This window comes from Rothia santali (assembly GCF_024199905.1).
GTDB lineage: Bacteria > Actinomycetota > Actinomycetes > Actinomycetales > Micrococcaceae > Rothia > Rothia santali.
The window spans coordinates 1-18,088 of sequence record NZ_JANAFB010000030.1 but is presented as its reverse complement, the minus strand read 5'-3'; the positions used below and the strand labels follow the sequence as shown (position 1 = coordinate 18,088).

The 18,088-nt window shown below is 74.2% G+C and carries 17 protein-coding genes; 7 read left to right on the top strand and 10 right to left on the bottom strand.

Features of this window, described 5'->3' with window-relative positions; translation table 11 throughout:
- Window positions 1-33 precede the first annotated feature (33 nt).
- The 3 genes from NBM05_RS11395 to NBM05_RS11385 all read left to right on the top strand — a co-directional run bounded on the left by NBM05_RS11395 (window position 34) and on the right by NBM05_RS11385 (window position 2,428).
- Window positions 34-726, top strand: a complete 693-nt coding sequence (locus NBM05_RS11395) for an NUDIX hydrolase (protein ID WP_254167499.1) — start codon at window positions 34-36, stop codon at window positions 724-726.
- A 40-nt stretch (window positions 727-766) separates the two neighbouring features.
- Window positions 767-1,753, top strand: coding sequence for a DUF2690 domain-containing protein (locus NBM05_RS11390; protein WP_254167436.1), 987 nt, complete (start codon window positions 767-769; stop codon window positions 1,751-1,753).
- Window positions 1,754-1,954: 201 nt separating this feature from the next.
- Complete coding sequence (locus tag NBM05_RS11385) at window positions 1,955-2,428, top strand: hypothetical protein (RefSeq protein WP_254167434.1); 474 nt, start codon at window positions 1,955-1,957, stop codon at window positions 2,426-2,428.
- A gap of 223 nt (window positions 2,429-2,651) precedes the next feature.
- Here NBM05_RS11385 and NBM05_RS11380 read toward each other — a convergent pair whose 3' ends face one another.
- The 3 genes from NBM05_RS11380 to NBM05_RS11370 form a co-directional block, all read right to left on the bottom strand.
- Window positions 2,652-3,284, bottom strand: coding sequence for a superoxide dismutase (locus NBM05_RS11380; protein ID WP_254167432.1), 633 nt, complete (start codon window positions 3,282-3,284; stop codon window positions 2,652-2,654).
- Window positions 3,285-3,440: 156 nt separating this feature from the next.
- Window positions 3,441-5,129, bottom strand: a complete 1,689-nt coding sequence (locus NBM05_RS11375) for an AbgT family transporter (RefSeq protein ID WP_254167430.1) — start codon at window positions 5,127-5,129, stop codon at window positions 3,441-3,443.
- 110 nt (window positions 5,130-5,239) lie between these two features.
- Window positions 5,240-6,592 carry an amidohydrolase gene (locus tag NBM05_RS11370; RefSeq protein ID WP_254167429.1) on the bottom strand — a complete coding sequence of 451 codons (1,353 nt, stop codon included), beginning with the start codon at window positions 6,590-6,592 and terminating at the stop codon, window positions 5,240-5,242.
- Between the two features lie 237 nt (window positions 6,593-6,829).
- Between NBM05_RS11370 and NBM05_RS11365 the strand changes: the two genes are divergently transcribed.
- Window positions 6,830-7,276 carry a hypothetical protein gene (locus NBM05_RS11365; RefSeq protein WP_254167427.1) on the top strand — a complete coding sequence of 149 codons (447 nt, stop codon included), beginning with the start codon at window positions 6,830-6,832 and terminating at the stop codon, window positions 7,274-7,276.
- On the opposite strand, the gene NBM05_RS11360 is transcribed toward NBM05_RS11365, so the two are convergent.
- The 7 genes from NBM05_RS11360 to NBM05_RS11330 all read right to left on the bottom strand — a co-directional run bounded on the left by NBM05_RS11360 (window position 7,273) and on the right by NBM05_RS11330 (window position 14,957).
- Window positions 7,273-7,764 carry an ABC transporter ATP-binding protein gene (locus tag NBM05_RS11360; protein ID WP_254167425.1) on the bottom strand — a complete coding sequence of 164 codons (492 nt, stop codon included), beginning with the start codon at window positions 7,762-7,764 and terminating at the stop codon, window positions 7,273-7,275. The genes NBM05_RS11365 and NBM05_RS11360 overlap by 4 nt on opposite strands.
- A gap of 90 nt (window positions 7,765-7,854) precedes the next feature.
- Window positions 7,855-9,222: an ABC transporter transmembrane domain-containing protein gene (locus NBM05_RS11355; protein ID WP_254167423.1), complete on the bottom strand. Its 1,368-nt coding sequence runs from the start codon at window positions 9,220-9,222 to the stop codon at window positions 7,855-7,857.
- A complete protein-coding gene (locus NBM05_RS11350) occupies window positions 9,219-9,356 on the bottom strand; it encodes a hypothetical protein (RefSeq protein ID WP_254167421.1) in 138 nt (45 codons plus the stop codon). Before NBM05_RS11350 ends, NBM05_RS11355 begins: the two co-directional genes overlap by 4 nt.
- On the bottom strand, window positions 9,353-10,870 hold the full coding sequence (locus tag NBM05_RS11345; protein WP_254167419.1) for an ABC transporter transmembrane domain-containing protein: 1,518 nt from the start codon (window positions 10,868-10,870) through the stop codon (window positions 9,353-9,355). Before NBM05_RS11345 ends, NBM05_RS11350 begins: the two co-directional genes overlap by 4 nt.
- Window positions 10,871-11,119: 249 nt before the next feature.
- A complete protein-coding gene (fdhA, locus tag NBM05_RS11340) occupies window positions 11,120-12,340 on the bottom strand; it encodes a formaldehyde dehydrogenase, glutathione-independent (RefSeq protein ID WP_254167417.1) in 1,221 nt (406 codons plus the stop codon).
- A gap of 122 nt (window positions 12,341-12,462) precedes the next feature.
- Window positions 12,463-13,122, bottom strand: coding sequence for a response regulator (locus NBM05_RS11335; RefSeq protein WP_309248155.1), 660 nt, complete (start codon window positions 13,120-13,122; stop codon window positions 12,463-12,465).
- Window positions 13,119-14,957, bottom strand: a complete 1,839-nt coding sequence (locus NBM05_RS11330) for a sensor histidine kinase (RefSeq protein ID WP_254167415.1) — start codon at window positions 14,955-14,957, stop codon at window positions 13,119-13,121. Before NBM05_RS11330 ends, NBM05_RS11335 begins: the two co-directional genes overlap by 4 nt.
- A 140-nt stretch (window positions 14,958-15,097) precedes the next feature.
- Between NBM05_RS11330 and NBM05_RS11325 the strand changes: the two genes are divergently transcribed.
- The 3 genes from NBM05_RS11325 to NBM05_RS11315 form a co-directional block, all read left to right on the top strand.
- Window positions 15,098-16,552: a CitMHS family transporter gene (locus NBM05_RS11325; RefSeq protein WP_254167412.1), complete on the top strand. Its 1,455-nt coding sequence runs from the start codon at window positions 15,098-15,100 to the stop codon at window positions 16,550-16,552.
- Between the two features lie 11 nt (window positions 16,553-16,563).
- Window positions 16,564-17,025, top strand: coding sequence for a universal stress protein (locus NBM05_RS11320; RefSeq protein WP_254167411.1), 462 nt, complete (start codon window positions 16,564-16,566; stop codon window positions 17,023-17,025).
- Between the two features lie 228 nt (window positions 17,026-17,253).
- Window positions 17,254-18,088 (top strand): homocysteine S-methyltransferase family protein (locus tag NBM05_RS11315; RefSeq protein ID WP_309248156.1); only part of this gene is annotated, 835 nt, incomplete at its 3' end.

The following is an 18,088-nucleotide window of genomic DNA, read 5'->3' as shown; positions in this document are numbered from 1 at the left end:
GCCGCCGTCCAGCTCGCGGTCTCGACCGTCATCATGGCCCTGCGGGGCGGCGAAGACGAGCATAGGACGCTGTGGCTCCCCCTGGTCCGCCGGCTGCGCGACCCCTTCAGGGGCATGTTCGCGCTGCCCGGCGGACCCCTGCCCGCCCACCTCTCCCTCGAGCAGGCGGCGGGCTCCACCCTGGAGCGGGCCACCGGCCTGGTCCCGGGGTACCTCGAGCAGCTCTACGCCTTCGGGGCCGTGCACCGCGCGCCCGCCGGCGCCGAGGGCACGGGGCGGACCGAGTGGGCGGACGGCGTCGTGCAGCCCACCGAGCGCGTGGTCTCGGTGGTCTACTGGGCCTCGATCCCGAACACCGAGATCGACCGGACGCGCGTCCACGAGAACATCCAGTGGATGCCGGCCGACGACCTGCCGCGCCTGGCCTTCGACCACAACGAGATCGTGGAGTACGCGCTGCACCGGCTGCGGAACAAGGTCGAGTACTCGCGGATCGCGCACTCCTTCCTGGGCGAGGAGTTCACCCTGGCCCAGCTGCGCGAGGTCTACGAGGCGATCCTGGGTCGGCCGCTGGACCCGGCGAACTTCCGCCGGCAGATCGCGGCGTCGAAGTCGATCATCGACACCGGCAAGCGGGTCGAGGGCACCCGGCACCGGCCGCCCCGCCTCTTCCGGTACGACCACGCGCTCGCCTTCGCGGACCAGGGGCCGCTGGGGGCGGCCTGAGGGCCGGACCGGGACGACGGCGCGGTCAGGCCCGCCCCTCATGGCCCCAGGAAAGCACGCCCCCGGGCCGCGCGCCGCCCCTGGACGCCCGATCCGAAGGAACCGAACACGTCGTATCCCCCTCGAGTACCCTGAGATCACCCGGCGCCCTCGGGCGCCCTCCGTCCGACCCAGGGGAGCGTGGATCCAGATACCCGAGACCGACGACCCGGACCTCGCGGCCCTCGCGGCCGACCTGCGCCAGCTGCGCCTCGACGCCGGGAACCCCACGCTGCACACCCTCTCCTCCGCGACCGGCATCTCGCGCACCGTGCTCTCCGAGACCTTCAACGGCCGGCAGCTGCCCTCGGAGAACACCCTGTACCGCCTGGCCAAGCACTTCGATGTCGACCCCGAGACGTGGCTGCGGCGCCGCGCGGAGGCCCTGCGCGCGGCATCCGGCGGCGCGGACCCGGACAGGGAGGACGCCTCCGAGCGCCCGGGCGGCCTCGGGCGGGTCCTCTCCCGGCGGGTCACGCTGGGGACCATGGCCCTGGGCCTCGGGCTGACCGCGGTGCTGGCGGTGGCGGGCACGCTCGCGGCGCAGCGGGTGATCGAGGACGGGTGGCCCGGGGGCGCGGCGGCCGCCGACGTCGCCCCCTCCCCCTCGGAGGAGCAGTACGCCGACGCCGCCAACGGGGTGGACCCGATGACCACCCGCTGCCGGGAGGACTCGGTCATCGCGGCGAGCGAGCAGCGGCTCGACGGCAAGGTCCAGGTCCAGATGCTCTACTCGAACTCCTGCATGGCGGCCTGGGGGCGGGTCACCCGGTACGACGAGGCCGCCAACGGCAACTACGTGGAGATGCGGGTCTACCCGGAGAGCGACCCCGAGGGGGACCGGGCCCAGCGGCGCCGGACCGAGAACGTCCAGTCCCTCTACACGCCCATGCTCATGGAGCCCGACGTCGAGGCGCGGGTCTGCGGGATCGCCAGCGTCGCGGTGGACGGCCGGAGCGAGGAGCTGGGGCCCGAGATCTGCATCTGACCCGGGCGGGTCTTGCCGACGGCGGGAGCGGGCGGGGCCGACGGCGGGCCGGCCGGTGGCAAGCCCCGCGGCAGGCCTCGCGGCGGTGGAGGACGGCGGGCCGGCCCCGCCGCCCCGCGAAGCGTCACGGAGGCGTCATCTGCGTCGCCGCACGGCAGGCCCGCGGGAGCACGAACCACCCGTCCCCTACTGTCGTGCCTTATGAACGACGCAATCTCGCAGACCTTCGAGTTCCTCGCCCAGCTCCATCCCGTGGTCCAGTTCCTCGGCGTCCTCGGCATCGGCGTCGTCCCGTTCCTCGAGTCCTACGTCGCCGCGCCGGTGGGGTTCGGGTTCGGGATGCACTGGTCGGCGGCGTACGTCGCGGCGGTGCTGGGCAACGTGCTGGCCGTCGTCGCCGCGGTGGGCCTGGCCGGCTGGATCCGGGGCCGGCGGACCGCGGGCAGGGAGCGCAGTGCGCGCCAGGAGCGCGTGATGGCGCGGGTGGACCGCTGGGGCGTGCCCGTGGCGAGCCTGCTGGCCCCGACGGTCCTCGCCATCTCCCTGACCTCGTTCATCCTGACGGCCTCCGGACTGCGGGCGCGGACCGTGATCCTGTGGAACGTGGTGGCCTCGATGGCCTGGGGCGCGATCACGCTGCTGGGGGTCATGGGGCTCTTCTCGGCGCTGTCCTGAGGCGGGGCCCGGCTCCCCGAACGGGCGGGCCGGGCCTCGGAGCACCCCGGAACGGGAAGACGGGCCCGGCGCCGGGAGCGGCCCCGGAACGGCCCCGGCGCCGGGAGCGGCCCGGGCTTCGAGGTGCCCCCGGACGCGGACGAGCCCCGGTCCTCTCGCGAAGAGAGGACCGGGGCTCGTCCGGCGGGAGCGGGCGGACCGTGCCGCCCGCTCGGCGTCGTCCCTACTGGCCGGGGATGACCAGGCCCTTGGACTGCGAGCGCGCACGCTCGAAGCGGGAGGCGACGTCGTCCCAGTTCACGATGTTCCAGAAGGCCTTGACGTAGTCGGGCTTGACGTTCTGGTAGTCGAGGTAGAACGCGTGCTCCCACATGTCCAGCTGCAGCACGGGGATCTGGGCGACGGGGATGTTGCCCTGCTGATCGTAGAGCTGCACGAGGTTCAGGCGCTGCCCGACCGTGTCCCACGCCAGGATGGCCCAGCCGGAGCCCTGGATGGTGGTCGCGGTGGCGGTGAACTGATCGCGGAAGCGGTCGAACGAGCCGAAGAAGTCGTCGATCGCGGAGGCCAGCTCGCCGGTGGGCTTGTCGCCGCCGTCCGGGGAGAGGTTGTTCCAGAAGATCGAGTGGTTGGTGTGGCCACCGAGGTTGAAGGCCAGGTCCTTGGACAGCTGGCTCACGTAGGTGAAGTCGCCGTTGGCCCGTGCCTCCTCCAGCTTGTCCAGCGCGGTGTTGGCGCCCTTGACGTAGGTGGCGTGGTGCTTGTCGTGGTGCAGCTCCATGATGCGCGCGGAGATGTGCGGCTCAAGGGCGGCGTAGTCGTACGGAAGATCCGGGAGTACATACTGGTCGGCCATAACGATCCTTTCAGTGATCCAGCTAATAGATCCGCTCACCAACTTACACAGGGGCCGCGGCGGGGTTCCAGGGCATGTCATATTGTCCGCCGCCAGCGGAAGCGGACGACGCCGGCGCGGCCCGGGAGCGCGCACCGCCCCGGCGTCGTCGGCGGGTCACTCCTGGATCATGATCCCCGCACCGGGCCCCAGCGGCAGGCCCAGCAGGTAGAAGACCGCCAGGATGAGCACCCAGCTGAGCCAGAAGGGCACCACGAACGGGACCATGCGGGCCATGAGCGTCCCCAGGCCGGCCCCGGGCTCGTACTTCCGCAGCATCGCGAGCATCACGACCATGTACGGGTTCAGCGGCGTCATGACCTGGGTCGCGGAGTCGCCGACGCGGAAGGCCGCCTGCACGAACGCCGGCTCGTACCCGAGGATCCCGAGCATCGGCACGAAGACGGCGGCCATGAGCGTCCACATCGAGGAGCCGGAGATGATCAGGAGGTTCAGCAGGCTGCACAGGACGATGAACATGACGATCACGGGGAAGCCCGTGATGCCCGCGTTCTCCAGGGCCTCGGCGCCGGTGACCGCGGTCCACGAGCCGATCCCCGACCAGTTGAACAGCGCGATGAACTGCCCCAGGATGAACGCCAGCACCAGGAACGAGATCATGTCCTTGAGCGCCGAGCCCATCAGCCCCGGCACGTCCTTCAGCCCGCGCACCGTCCCCGCGACCCGGCCGTAGACGTAGCCGCTCACGGAAAAGAACGTGAAGATAATGAAGACGATCGAGCTCAGCAGGGGCGAGGTGGGCAGGAAGCCGCCGTCCTCGTTGCGCCACGGCGAGCCCGGCACCAGCGCGAAGACCACGATGGCGACGCCGACCAGCAGGAACGCGAGCGCTCCCCAGGACAGCGCCCGCAGCTCGCGGGAGGACAGCTCGGCCTCCGCCGCGGGCTCGGCGGCCTCCGCCGTCGTCTGCTCGGAGCCGATCTCCCGGGTCGCCCGGGTGTTCGGGGCCGGGTCCTCGCCGGCGGGGACGGAGGAATCGACGTCGGCGCCGCCGGTGGCGGCCGGGGCGGCGTCAGCCCCCACCTCCTCGCGGGGCACGCCCTGCCGGGTGATGCGCGGCTCGATGATCCGGTCGATCACGAACCCAGCGATCACCGACAGGACCAGCGCTGCCACCACGTTGAAGTAGTAGTTGGAGATCGGGGTGACCACCGCGGCGCTCTCGGCCAGCAGCGGGACGCTGGGGATCACCGCGTTGGTGATGCCCGCGAACAGGGCGTCGAGCGAGGTCGGGAAGATGTTGGTGGAGTACCCGGCGCCCGCCGCCGCGAAGCCGCCGACCAGGCCCGCGACCGGGTGCCGCCCGGCGGCCTTGAAGGCCAGCGCGGCCAGCGGCGGGATCACGATGAACGCCGAGTCCGCCATGATCGAGCCGACGACGCCGACGAACCCGACGACGTAGGGCAGCAGCCAGCGCGGCGCCCGGCCGATCGTGTAGCGGATCGCCGCCGAGAGGAAGCCCGACTTTTCGGCGATGCCGATGGCCAGCAGGATCGGCACGACGGTGACCAGCGGCGGGAACCCGATGTAGTTCTCGCCGAGCGTGGTGGTGAACCAGGCGATGCCCTCGCCGGTGAACAGGCCCTTGATCGCGATCGGCTCGTCGGTGCCGGGCACGGTGATCTTGACGCCGAGCAGGGCCATGACGGTCGAGAGGACCGCGACGACCAGGAACAGGATCAGGAACAGCGTGAACGGCTCGGGGAGCTTGTTGCCGAGGATCTCGATGCGCGTCAGGACGCGGTCGCCGAGGCCTCGGCGGGGTGGTGCGGTGGTGCCGGCCATGACGGCCTCCTCAGGGTGCGGTGCTAGGCGGAGCGGTGGTGCGCGGTGCGGTGGTGGTCGCCGGGCGGGGCCGGCCTCAGCGGGCGGGGCCGGTGTCGGCAGGACCCCGGTCAGTCGAAGTAGTGCTCGACGTCGACGGCGCCGCCCCGCTCCTCGAACTCCTCGGTCACGGCCGCGGCCAGGGCGTCGTCGTGCAGGAAGTCCAGGGCGGCCGCGGCGAGGCCGTAGGCGCCGTCCACGGCCGCCGACTCCGCCGCCGGGGAGCCCGCCGCGGCCGCGAACTCGCGGGTGTGCAGCGCGGTGTCCTCCCCCGCGATCCCGATCAGCGGGTGGATCCCCGGCAGCCGGAAGCTGAGGTTGCCGAAGTCGGTGGAGGCGGCGAGCGTCTCCGAGACGGTCCCGCGCGGCAGCGGGTCCCGGCCGCGCCGCCGCTGGGCGAGGACCCAGCGGTCGGTGAGCGGGCCGTTGGTGCGCACCGGCAGGGTCGCCGGCGACTCGTCCCAGTGCACCTCGACGCCGACGCCGGCCATCAGCGCCGCCCCGCGCATGACCTCCTCGACGCGCCCGGACAGAACCTTGAGCGTCTCCGGGTCGCGGGAGCGGACGTACATCTTCAGCGTCGCCGACTCGGTGATGATCGAGGGCCGCTCCCCGCCCTCGGTGATGATCGCGTGGAGCCGGTCGGTGGGCGGGGTCTGCTGCCGCAGCAGGCCGATGCCCTGGTAGGCGAGCGAGGCGGCGTCGAGCGCGTTGCGGCCCATGAACGGGTGCGAGGAGGCGTGGGCGGCGACGCCGCTGAACACCGCCCGCATGACCCGCCGGCCGAGCCAGGCCTGGTCCGCGACGTCGGCGAAGTAGGGGTGCAGCATGATCGCCGCGTCGGCCTCCTCGAAGGCGCCGGCGCGCGCCATGAGCTCCTTGCCGGCCTCGCCCTCCTCGGCGGGGGTGCCGTAGTAGACCACGCGGCCCTCGACGCCCCCCGCCCCCTCGCGGACCAGCCCGGCGAGCGCGGTGAACGCCCCGAGCCCGGTCACCGCGATGACGTTGTGGCCGCAGCCGTGGCCGATGCCCGGCAGCGCGTCGTACTCGGAGAGGATCGCGACGGTGCGGTGGCGCGCGGGGTCGAAGCCGGGGGACTCGACGCTGGCGCGGATCGCGGTCTCGAGGCCGAAGGCGGGGCGCTGGGGCACGACGTCGTGCTCCTCCAGGTGCCCGGTCAGCCGGTCCGCGGCGTGCACCTCGCGGAAGGCCTCCTCGGGGTGGCGATGCAGGTCGTGGAGGATGTCCACCAGTCCGTCGCGGCCCTCCTCGACGGCGCGCTCGAGGCGGGCGTGCAGCTCCTCCGGGGCGCCCTCGCGCTCGGCGGGGACGTAGGCGGCGGTCTCGAGGAGGCGGCGGCCCTCCGCGGCCATGATGTCCAGGTAGGCGCGGGAGGGCACGGGGGCATCCGTGTTGGGGGTCATAGTCATGAGCGTCAACATACCGGGAGCGTGTTACGCGAGCGAGTCCATTTCGACACGCGGTTTACCAGATCTTCACACCTGGTGCCGCGCCGGCGGCCGATGGGCGGCCGCCCCGCCCCGATGCGGGCCGGCCGCGAAAGGCTGTTCCCCCGGCGGAGGGGGCTGAGTATGATCGGCCGTGTCGGGGGGTCGTCCGTGCGCGACGACCGGACGCCCGAAGCACCGAGAGGACCAGCGTTGAAGAATCCCTACGGCATCGACCCGCACCTGTCCGACGACGAGCGACGCGTCATCGAGGAGCGGATCGGGTCGATCCGGTCGGGATCCCCCGGGGCGATCGACACGTTCCGCGAGTCCAGCGACCGGGAGCAGGCCAACCTCCTCGAGGGGGTCCGGCGCGCCCGGGACGAGGACCGGCGGGTCGGGATCGCCGCGGTGGGCATGATGGTCCTGGCCCTCGCCTTGGCGCTCGCGACGCTCGCCTCCGGGTCGACGCCGGTGACCCGCCTCCTCGAGGGCGGCGCCGTCATCTCCGGGATCATGGCCCTGCTGTGCTGGTTCCGGGCCCGCTCCTACCACCGGGCGTTCTCGGTCATGACCCTGTACGGGGTCCGGGAGAGCGTCGCGTGGAGGATCCACCGCAACGTCCAGTCGCAGCGCGGGGCCGGGACGGCCGGGGCCTAGCGCCCGTCGTCGTACGCCTCCCACAGCCGGGCGTAGAGGCCCCCGGCGGCCAGCAGGTCCGCGTGCGGGCCCTCCTCCACGATCCGGCCCTCCGCCACGACCAGCACGCGGTCGGCCCGGCTCGCCTGGTTCATGCGGTGGGCCACGACCAGCCCGGTGCGGCCCGCGAGCACCGCGGCCGCGGCCTCCTCCAGGCGGGCGGCGCCGCGGCTGCCGGACTCCGCGGTGGCCTCGTCGAGCACCAGCACCGCGGGGTCGGCGAGGGCCGCGCGGGCCAGCGCCACCTGCGCGCCCTGCTCGGCCGTGAGGGCGTGCCCGACGTCGCCGACCGCCGTGTGGATGCCCTCGGGCAGGGCGCGCGCCCAGCCGTCCGCCCCGACCAGGCGCAGCGCCCCGTGGACCTCCTCGTCGGTGGCGTCCGCGCGGGCCAGGCGCAGGTCCTCGGCGAGGGGGCCGCTGAAGACGTGGGACTCCTGCGAGACCAGCACCACCGGACGCCGGCCGGCCGCGGCGAGGCCCGCCGGCGGGACGCCGTCGACGCGGACCGCCCTCGGCCGGATCCGTCAGGCCGGCGAGGATCAGGGCGAGCGTGGACTTCCCGCCCCGCTCGCGCCGACCAGGGCCACCTGCTCGCCCGGGGCGATCTCGAGCGACACCTCCCGGAGCACCCGGTGCTCTCCGTAGCGGTGGCCGACGCCGCGGACGGAGACGGCCCCGGCGGGGCGGGCGTCCGCCGGGAGGCGATCGGCCGCGGCGGGGCGGTCGGCCGCGGGGAGGCCGGGGAGGCTGTGGCCGGTGCCGGCGCCCGCGTCGGCGCCCGAGCCGGCGCCCGAGCCGGCGGGCGACGGGGGGCGTGCGCCGGGGGCGTCGTCCGCGCCCGAGCCCGCGCCAGCACCCGGGCCCGCGCCGGCGATGACGACCCCCACCATCCGCTGCAGGCTCGCCCCCGCCGACTGCATCTCGTCGAAGCTGAAGACGATCAGGCCCAGCGGGTTGAACAGGCGGTGGAAGTACAGGGCGGCGGCGGTGACGGCCCCGACCGTGACGGCGTCGGCCCGCACCAGGCCGAAGCCCGCGGCGATGATCGCGCCCAGCCCCACGAGCTCCGCGATGTTCATCCACTTGCCCCACCCCGTGGCGAACCACAGCACGTCCCGCGAGATCGTCCGCGCCCGGTGGGACGACGCCGCGATCTCCGCGGCGTGCTCCCGCTCCGCCCCGTAGGCGTGGACCGTGGGCAGCCCGGACAGCGAGGCCACGAGCGCCTCGGACCGGTCGCCGAACGCCGCGCGCTCGGCGCCGTAGCGCGGGGCCGCGCGCGGCAGGTACCAGCGCAGCGCCAGGACGTAGACCGGGATCGCGGTCAGGCCCGCCAGCGCCAGGAGGGGGTTGAGCGCGAAGAGCCCCGCGACGGTCAGCGTCACCGCGAGCGCCGCCCCGACCCAGGGGGCCAGGAGGCTCGCGACCACCTGGCTGACCACGCCGACGTCGTCGCCCACCCGGGCGAGCAGGTCCCCGCGGCCGGTCTCCTCCAGCCGGCCCGGCGGCAGCCGGAGGGCCGCGCCCAGCACGTCCTCCCGCATCCGGGCGAGGACCCGCTGGCCGATCCGGGCGACCGCCGCCGCGCTGACCGCGGTGAGCGCGGCCCCGAGCACGCCGGCCCCGGCCACCCAGGCGATCAGGGCCACGACCCCGCCGGGCTCCCCGCCGCCGACGACCTCGTCGACCAGCAGCCCGATCGCCCACGGGGCGACGAGCCCGGCCAGCGCGGCCGCGGCGGCGAGCAGGAGCGTCGCCGCCGCCAGCAGCCGCTGCGCGCCCACGGCGCGGCGGAGCGCGCGGAGGACCTGCCGGCCCGTCGCGAGGGGTAGGCGCGCCCGCCGGGTTCCCGGCTCGGGGGTTCCGGCCCCGGGGGTTCCGGGCTCGGGGGTTCCGGTCTCCGTCATCCGAGCACCTTCCTGCGGTAGTCGTCGTCGCCGGCCAGCAGCTCGTGGTGAGTTCCGGTGACCGGGGGCGCGTCGCCCCGGTCGAAGACCACCCGGTCCGTGCCCTGGAGCAGCACCGGGCTGCCGGTGATCACGACGGTCGCGCGGGGCTCCGGGGCGTCGTCGTGACGCAGCCGCCGGATGCCCTCGGCGACCTTCCGCTCGGTGATCGGGTCGACCGCCGTCGTCGGGTCCACGAGCACCAGCGTCTCGGGGTCGGCGTGCAGCGCCCGGGCCACCGCGAGCCGCTGCCGCTGCCCGCCGGAGAGGCTGAGCCCGCGGTCCCGCACGTGCTCGTCCAGTCCCGCGGGCTGGGCGTCCACGACGTCGCGGGCACCGGCGGCGTCGACGGCCGGCATCGGGTCGCCCGTGCGGCGGCCCAGCGCGAGGTTCTCGGCGATCGAGCCGGCGAACAGGTCGGGGCGGTGCGGCTCGACGTGCGGCGGGTCCGCCGCGGCGTCCGGAGGGCGGCGACGATGCGGTCCGCCTGCCCGTGGTCGGCGACGACGCCCAGGAACTCGCCCTCCCGGACCCGGATGGCCAGCTCGGGGGCGGCATCGCGGGCGAGGGGCGCCGCATCCGGGGCGCCGGGAGCCGGGGACCCACCGGGCGCCGAGGGCATGCCCGACGCCGGGGACGCACCGGGGGCGTCGTCGTCGAGCACCGCCCGGACCCGGCCGGCGCTGGCCTTCGACGCCGCGCCGACCTGCAGGTAGGTGCCGACGCCGGTCAGGGGCTCGGAGATGAACTGCGCGACGCCCACCGCGGCGATGAAGGCACCGACGCTGATCGCGCCCTCGAGCGCCAGGTACCCCGCGAACCCCACGGAGACGGTCAGGACGACCGACGCGCCGAGCACGGTGGCGCCGCGCTGCAGCGAGTTCGCGGTGCCCGCCCGGATCCCGGCCTCCTCGGCGGCGCGGCTGGCCCGCCGGTACCGCTCGACCGCGGCCGCCTGGGCGCCCAGTCCGTGCACGACGCGCAGGCCGGCGACGAGGTCAGTGGCCAGGGCCGAGGCGCCCGCCAGCGTGCGCTGCTGCTCGTGCGCCCGACGGGAGAGCAGGGGCGAGATCGCGTTCAGGGCCACGGTGACGAGGACCGCGGTGCCGATCAGCACCGCGCCGAGGCGCAGGTCGATCGTGAGCAGCACCCCGCAGCTGACGACCAGCGCGGCCCCGGTCCCGCAGAGCCCCGCGACCCAGATGACGCTGCGGGCGGCCTGGTCGGCGTCGGAGGAGGCGATGGTCAGCAGCTCCCCGTGCCGGCGGCGGGCCGCGCCCGGGGTGAGGGCCCTCGCGGCGATCTCGGTGCGCAGCGCGTGGCTCTCCTCGATCACCGCGCCCTGACCCAGCCGGGCGAACCAGCGGTAGCACGTCGTCAGCGCCGCGAAGAGCGCGGCCAGCCCCGCGAGGCACAGCAGGAGCAGGGGCGGCTCGCCGCTCGCGACGGCCACGTCGATGGCGACGCCGATGGCCACGGGCACGAGCGCCTCGCAGGACTGGTGGCCCATCAGGCAGAGGGCGGAGCCCAGCGTGCGGCGCCGCTGACGACGCAGGACCCTCCGCCGCAGCGGCTCGCCCCTCGGCTGCTTGACGATGACGACCTCCATGACTCGCGGGAACAGCTAAGGGTACCCTAACTGATCCGGCGCGCGCAGCGGAGGGGCAGTCCACGGCCCGGGAATCGGCGAGGCGGCGGCCCGAGCGCCGGTAGCCGGAGGACGCGCGGTCCGCGCCCCGCGACGAGGCGAGGGGGCGGTCCGCGCCGCGATTCACCGGGGAATGCGGTGCGGGCCACCCCCTCGAGACCGGGAGATGCGCCCCCGGGGGCCTCTATGCGCCGAGGGGACGGTTGGCGCTCACTTCACCTTCCCGGTGGTGTTGTGCGGGTCGATCACGAACTTCTCGGCCACGCCGGCGTCGAACTCCGCGTAGCCGCGGGGCGCGTCGTCGAGCGAGATCGGGGTCGCGCTCACGGCGTCGGCGATGTGCACCTTCTCGTGCAGGATCGCCTCCATGAGCTGCCGGTTGTACTTCATCACCGGGCACTGACCGGTCGTGAAGGACAGGGCCTTGGCCCAGCCGAGCCCGAGCCGCAGCGAGAGCGAGCCCTCCTGGGCCGCCTCGTCGACGCCGCCCGGGTCGCCCGTGACGTACAGGCCCGGGATGCCGAGCGCCCCGCCCGCCTCGGTGACGTTCATCAGGGTGTTGAGCACGGTCGCGGGGGCCTCCCCCGCGTCGCGCCCGTGGCCCTTGGCCTCGAAGCCGACGGCGTCGACGCCGGCGTCGACCTCCTCGCGGCCCAGGATCCTCGCGATGCCCTCGCGCGGGTCCTCCTCGGAGACGTCGATCGTCTCGCACCCGAACTTCCGGGCGTTGGCGAGGCGGTCGGCGTTCATGTCCGCGACGATGACGACGGCGGCCCCCAGCAGCTGGGAGCCGACCGCCGCGGCGGTGCCCACCGGCCCCGCCCCGGCGATGTAGACCGAGGATCCCGGCTTGACGCCCGCGGTCACGGCGCCGTGGAAGCCGGTGGGGAAGATGTCGGAAAGCATCGTCAGGTCGAGGATCTTCTCCAGGGCCTGGTCCTTGTCGGGGAACTTCAGCAGGTTCCAGTCGGCGTAGGGCACGAGCGCGTACTCGGCCTGGCCGCCGACCCAGCCGCCCATGTCGACGTAGCCATAGGCGCTGCCCGGGCGGTCCGGGTTGACGTTGAGGCAGATCTCCGTGCGCTGCTTCTTGCAGTTGGCGCAGCGGCCGCAGGAGATGTTGAAGGGGACCGAGACGAGGTCGCCCTCCCGGATGAACTCGACGCCGGGGCCGGTCTCGACCACCTCGCCGGTGATCTCGTGGCCCAGGATCAAGCCCTCGGGGGCGGTGGTGCGGCCCCGGACCATGTGCTGGTCGGAGCCGCAGATGTTGGTGGTGACGACCTTCAGGATCGCCGCGTGGGGCAGCTGGCGCCCCACGTTGGCGGGGTTGACGCCCGGGCCGTCCTTCAGCTCGAACGTGGGGTAGTCGATCTCGACGACCTCGACCTTGCCGGGCCCCTGGTAGGCGACGGCGCGATTGCTGGACATGGTGACCTCCTTGTCGACCGGCGCGCGGCGTCGGGCGCCGGGGCCACGTAGTCTACGCCACATATGCGCTGGAGCGCATGGGTTCCCTCACAGGTCGTCGTCGGACGTGGGCATCCGTCGGATCACCCCGTCCCGTACAGGTGCTCCGGCCGCCCCGTGCTCCCGTACTGCAGCGAGACCGTGACGGCGCGGGACTCGGCCAGCTTGGCCAGGTGGCGCTGCGCCGTCGCCCGCGAGGTGCCCACCGCCTCCGCGATCTCCAGGGCGGTCATCGGGTCCGCGGCGCCCTCCAGCGTCGCGACGATGCGCTCGGTGGTCGAGGAGCCGGCGCCGCGGGCGGGCCCCGCCCCGGGCGAGGCGACGTCGTGGAGGCTGCGCATCAGCCGGTCGACGTCGCCCTGGCCCACCTTCTCCCGCTCCCAGTAGCGGCGGTAGCGGGCGTAGCGGCGCAGGAACCCCTGCAGGTGCCCGGCCTCGAAGGGCTTGAGGACGTAGGTCAGCGCGCCCGCCCGCAGGGCCGAGCGCACCACCTGCGGGTCCGCCACGGCGGAGAGCACCGCGGCGTCGACCTCGGTCTCGCGGAGGAGCTCGACGCCGTTGCCGTCCGGGAGCACGTAGTCGGCCAGCAGCAGCCCCACCTCCTCCTCGGCGAGCGCCCTGCGGGCCGCGCGCAGGTCCCGCACGGGCTCCAGGGCGCGGAAACCGGGCACCTCGTTGACGTACTGGCAGTGCAGCTGCCCCACGTAGAAGTCGTCGTCGAGCACCAGGACGTTGACCATCATTCCTCCTCGTCCGCATCGTCATCGGGGGCGGAAGACCCGCCCTCGTGGCCCGCGCCGGGGCCCTCCAGCACCTCGGGCAGGCGCACCCCGAAGCTCGCGCCGCCCAGCACGGGGTCGCGGCCGTCCAGCAGCCAGACCCGGCCGCCGTGGCGCTGGGCGACCCGCCGGCACAGCGCCAGGCCGATCCCGAGGCCGTGCACCGGGCCGGCGGCCCCGCGGCCGGCCGAGATCGAGGACGGGTCCGGGTCCGCCGAATCGTCCGCCACCGCGCCGCTGATCCCCTCCTCGAAGATCCGCTCCGCGTCCCCGGGCGCCACCCCGCCGCCGGTGTCGGTCACCACGGCGTGCAGCTCGCTGCCGGAGCTCAGCAGCTGGACCTCGACGGCGTCGGCGGGCGGGTCCGGGACGTCGTCGCGGCCGGAGACGGCCGGCCCGCCGGCCTCGCGCCCGGGGGGCCCGCCGGCCGCACGAGCAGCGTCGGCCCCCTCCCCCGCACGCCCGCGCACCACCGCGCGCACCGCGTTGTCGATGAGGTTGCCCAGGATCAGCGTGACGTCCTCCGGGTCCCGCACCCGCCCCAGGACCAGCGAGTCGGGGGTGACGGCCAGCGCCACCCCGGCCTCGGCCGCCGTCGTCCCCTTGGCCTCCAGCAGCGCACGCAGGTACGGGTCCGAGACCAGCTCGATCCCCTCGACCGGCGCCGCGATCGGCCCCGTCCGCAGGATGGTGGCCAGATACCCGCGAGCCTCCTCGGTCGCCCCGGTGTCCACCAGCCCCAGGACCGTGTGCAGCCGGTTCGCGAACTCGTGGCGCTGGGCCCGCAGCGCCTGCGCCATGGTGGTCACCGACTCCAGCTGCCGGGACATCGTGAGCATCTGCGTCTCGTCGCGCAGGGTCACGACGCCGCCCACCGAGACCCCACCCCGGCTCACCCTGACCGCGGTGGCCAGCAGGATCCGGTCCTCGACGTTCACGCGCCGCCGCAGCGCGCCCCGGTCCGGCGCCTCGGCCATCATGCGGCGCAGCGGGGCGGGCACCTCGCCGGTGGCCTCGGGGCGGGCGCCGAGCAGCTCGTCGGCGCGGGCGTTGCTCAGGGTCAGCTCGCCGCGGGAGGAGAAGCCGAGGACGCCGTCGTCGAGCCCGCGCAGCACCGCGCCCTGGTCCCGGGCCATCTCGGCGAGCTCCTCGGGGCCGACGCCGAGGGTCTCGCGGCGCAGCCGCCGCCCCAGCGCGAGCGAGGCGAGCACCCCCACCGCGAGCGCGAGCACCGCGACCGAGCCGAGGGCCAGGAACTCCCGGCGGAGGTCGGCGTCGAGCACCGAGGCGTGGATGCCCACCGAGACCTCGCCGACCACCGTGCCCTCGCCGGTGCTGGAGTAGACGGGCACCTTGGCGCGCACCGTCTCGCCGAGCGTGCCGCGGCCGTGGGTGACCGCCTCGCGCCCCGCGAGCGCCTCCTCGGGGGAGGAGGAGACCATCCGGCCGATCTCCTCGGGGTTGGGGTGGGTCAGCCGGATCCCGCGGTCGTCGGTGATGACGGCGAACTGCAGGCCGGCCCGCTCGCGGAGGTCCTCCGTGAGCTCCTGGAGCGGCCCGGTGATGGCGGAGTCGGGCGTCGCGGCGTGCTCCTGCGAGGCGCGCGTGGAGCCCTCCCGGACGCTCGGCGTCGAGGCCAGGGTCCGGGCCGCGGTGAGGGCCTCGGTCTCGCTGACGTCCGTCACCGCCCGCGCCCCCAGCCAGGCGAAGACCCCCGTGACCAGCGCCAGCAGCACCACGACCACCGCGAGCTGGCTCAGCAGCACGCGGCGGGAGAAGGAGCGGGCGGGGCGGGGCATGACCCCAGGCTACGGCGCGTGAGCAGAATGCACAAAAGGCGCAGAACGGGCAGAAAGCGTTCAGTGCGCACAAGCGCGCGCCGCGACGTGGGCCACCCTAGTGTGTATCGAGCATCACACTACCTTTGAAGGAGGAGCTCGTGCTCGTCATCCTAGGGTTCGCCATGATCATCGTCTTCATGACGCTGATCATGACCAAGCGGCTCTCGCCGATCCTGGCGCTGATCATCGTCCCGACCATCTTCGGCCTCTTCGCCGGCGCCGGCCTGGGGATCGGCGACATGGTGATGGACGCCATCGCCTCGATGTCCTCGACGGCCGCGCTCCTGCTCTTCGCGATCATCTACTTCGGGATCATGATCGACGTCGGGCTCTTCGACAAGCTCGTCGAGCTCATCCTGAAGGTCGCCGGCAACGACCCCGTCAAGGTCGTCATGGGCACCGCCCTGCTGACCGGCGCCGTCTCCCTGGACGGCGACGGCTCGACCACGTTCATCGTGGTCACCGCGGCCATGCTGCCGATCTACCAGCGCCTGCAGATGTCCCCGATCGTGCTGACCTGCGTGGCCGGCCTGATCAACGGCACGCTGAACATCGTCCCGTGGGGCGGCCCGACGGCGCGCGCCTCCTCGGCCCTGCAGATCGACGCCAACGAGATCTTCGCCCCCATGGTCCCCGCCCTCATCGCGGGCCTGCTCGTCTGCTTCGTCTTCGCCTACTTCCTGGGCGTGGGCGAGCGCCGCCGCCTGGCCAAGAACGGCGTCTCCTGGGCCATGAAGAAGGGTCCCGAGACCGACGGCTCCGAGCTGGTCGGCGCGGCCGCCCGCTCCGGCGTCGAGACCCCGGGCAGCGGCGACGGCGTCTCCCCCGCGGCCGGCCCCGCGACCCGCGCGATGTCCGTCGCGCAGGAGCAGTCGGAGTCGAGCCACGGCGCGGCCCTGACCGACACCGCCCTGGACCCCAACCGGTCCACACTGCGGCCCAAGCTGTTCTGGTTCAACCTGGCCCTGACCGTCGTCGTGATGGTCATGCTGGTCCTGGACCTGCTGCCCCTGCCCTACCTGTTCATGATCGCCATGGTGATCGCCCTGATGGTGAACTTCCCCAACCTGAAGGAGCAGCAGGAGGAGCTGGCCTCGCACTCCTCGGCCATCATCTCCGTGGTCGCGATGGTCATGGCGGCCGGCGTGCTGACCGGCGTCATGAGCGGCACCGGCATGGTGGACGACATGGCGGCCTGGCTGGTCGACGTGATCCCCACCTCGATGGGGCCGTACATGGCGGTCATCACCGGCCTGCTGTCCATCCCGATGACGTTCTTCATGAGCAACGACGCGTTCTACTTCGGCATCCTCCCGGTGCTGACGGAGACCGCGGCCCACTACGGCATCCCGGCGGCCGACATGGCCCGCGCCTCGATCACCGGCCAGCCCGTGCACATGCAGTCGCCGCTGGTCCCCGCGATCCTGTTGCTGGTCTCACTGTCCGGGGTTGACCTCGGCGACCACCACAAGAAGGTACTGTGGCGAGCACTGCTGGTCTCCCTGGTCATGCTGGCCGTGGGCGTGCTGGTGGGTGTCATCGCCATCGGATAGGAGCACCTCCCGTGACCGACTTCTACTCGTCCCCCCGTCAGAGCTACCCCGCCCCGTCGCTGCGGGTCGCGGCGTCCGAGAACGTCGACGACGCCGCCCGCACCGTGGTCCTGGCCTACCGCTCGGACTCCGGCCCGACGGTGCTGGAGCGCGCCGTGCGGATCGCCCGGCGCGAGGACGCCGCCCTGCGGACCGTCCTCTACGCGACCGACAGCACGGCGGGCCCCTCGACCAACGCCATGGCGCAGACCAAGGACCTGGCCCGGCAGCTGGTCGAGTCGGGGGTCGAGTTCGAGCTCCAGCGGGCGGACAGCGACGTCGCCTCCCAGGTCCTCGGCCTGGCCGAGGAGTTCGACGCGGAGATGATCGTCATGTCCTCCCGGCGCCGCTCCCCCGTCATGAAGCTGTTCCTCGGCTCGAGCGCCCAGCGGGTGATCCTCGAGGCCGAGTGCCCGGTCCTCATGGTCAAGTAGGGATCCCGTGACGGGAACCGGCCGGCAGGGACAGGACCCCGACGGCAGCCGCCCGGCCCCGCCGCTCACCACGAGCGGCGGGGCCGGTGCGTTCGGGCGGGGCGCCGGCGAGCGGCCCCGCGCCCTCCGGCACGCCGGCATCGACGCGGCCCTGCGGCGCGGGCCCCTGGTGCTCGACGCCGGCATGTCCACCGGCCTCGAACGCCTCGGCGTCCGCACCGACTCGCCCTGTGGACGGCCGCCGCGCTGCTCGAGCGCCCGGAGGCCGTCCGCCGGGTCCACGAGGAGCACCTGGCCGCCGGGGCCGACGTCGTCATCACCGACACCTACCAGGCCGCCCTCCCCACCCTGGCCGCCGCGGGCCTCGACCCCGCCGCCGCGTCCGGGCTGGTCCGCCGCGCCGTGCGGGCGGCCCGCGAGGCGCGCGACGCCGTCCGTCCCGGGGCCCTCGTGGCGGGCTCGGTGGGCCCCTACGGCGCGCACCTGGCCGACGGCAGCGAGTACACCGGCGCCTACGCCCTGGACCAGGCGGGCTACCGGGACTTCCACCGGGGCAGGATCGCGCTGCTGCTCGAGGCCGGCGTGGACCTCCTCGCGGTGGAGACCCTCCCCCGGGCCGACGAGGCGCGGGCCGTGGCCGCCCTCCTGGCCGAGGAGTTCCCGCGGGCCAGGGCCTGGTTCTCGGCGACCCTGGCCGCACCCGGCACCGCAGGCAGTGATGACCCGACCGAGGGCGACCCGGCCAAGGATGTCCCTGCCGACAACGCGGCCCGCGTCCCCGACGACACGGTCCGCCTCCCCGACGGCACGCCCCTGCGGGAGTTCGCGGCCGAGCTCGGCGCGGCCCGCGCCGCGGCCGCCGTGGGGGTCAACTGCGTGGCACCGGATCGCGTGGCGGGCGCCCTGCGGGCCCTCCGGGAGGGCACGAGCGCGCCGCTCGTCGTCTACCCCAACTCCGGGGAGTCCTACGACGCCGGAACCAAGGCGTGGTCGGGGTGGCCGGCGGCGGGGTCCCCGGACGGAGCCCCCATCTCCCTCGCCGGGTGGGCCCGGGAGTGGGCCG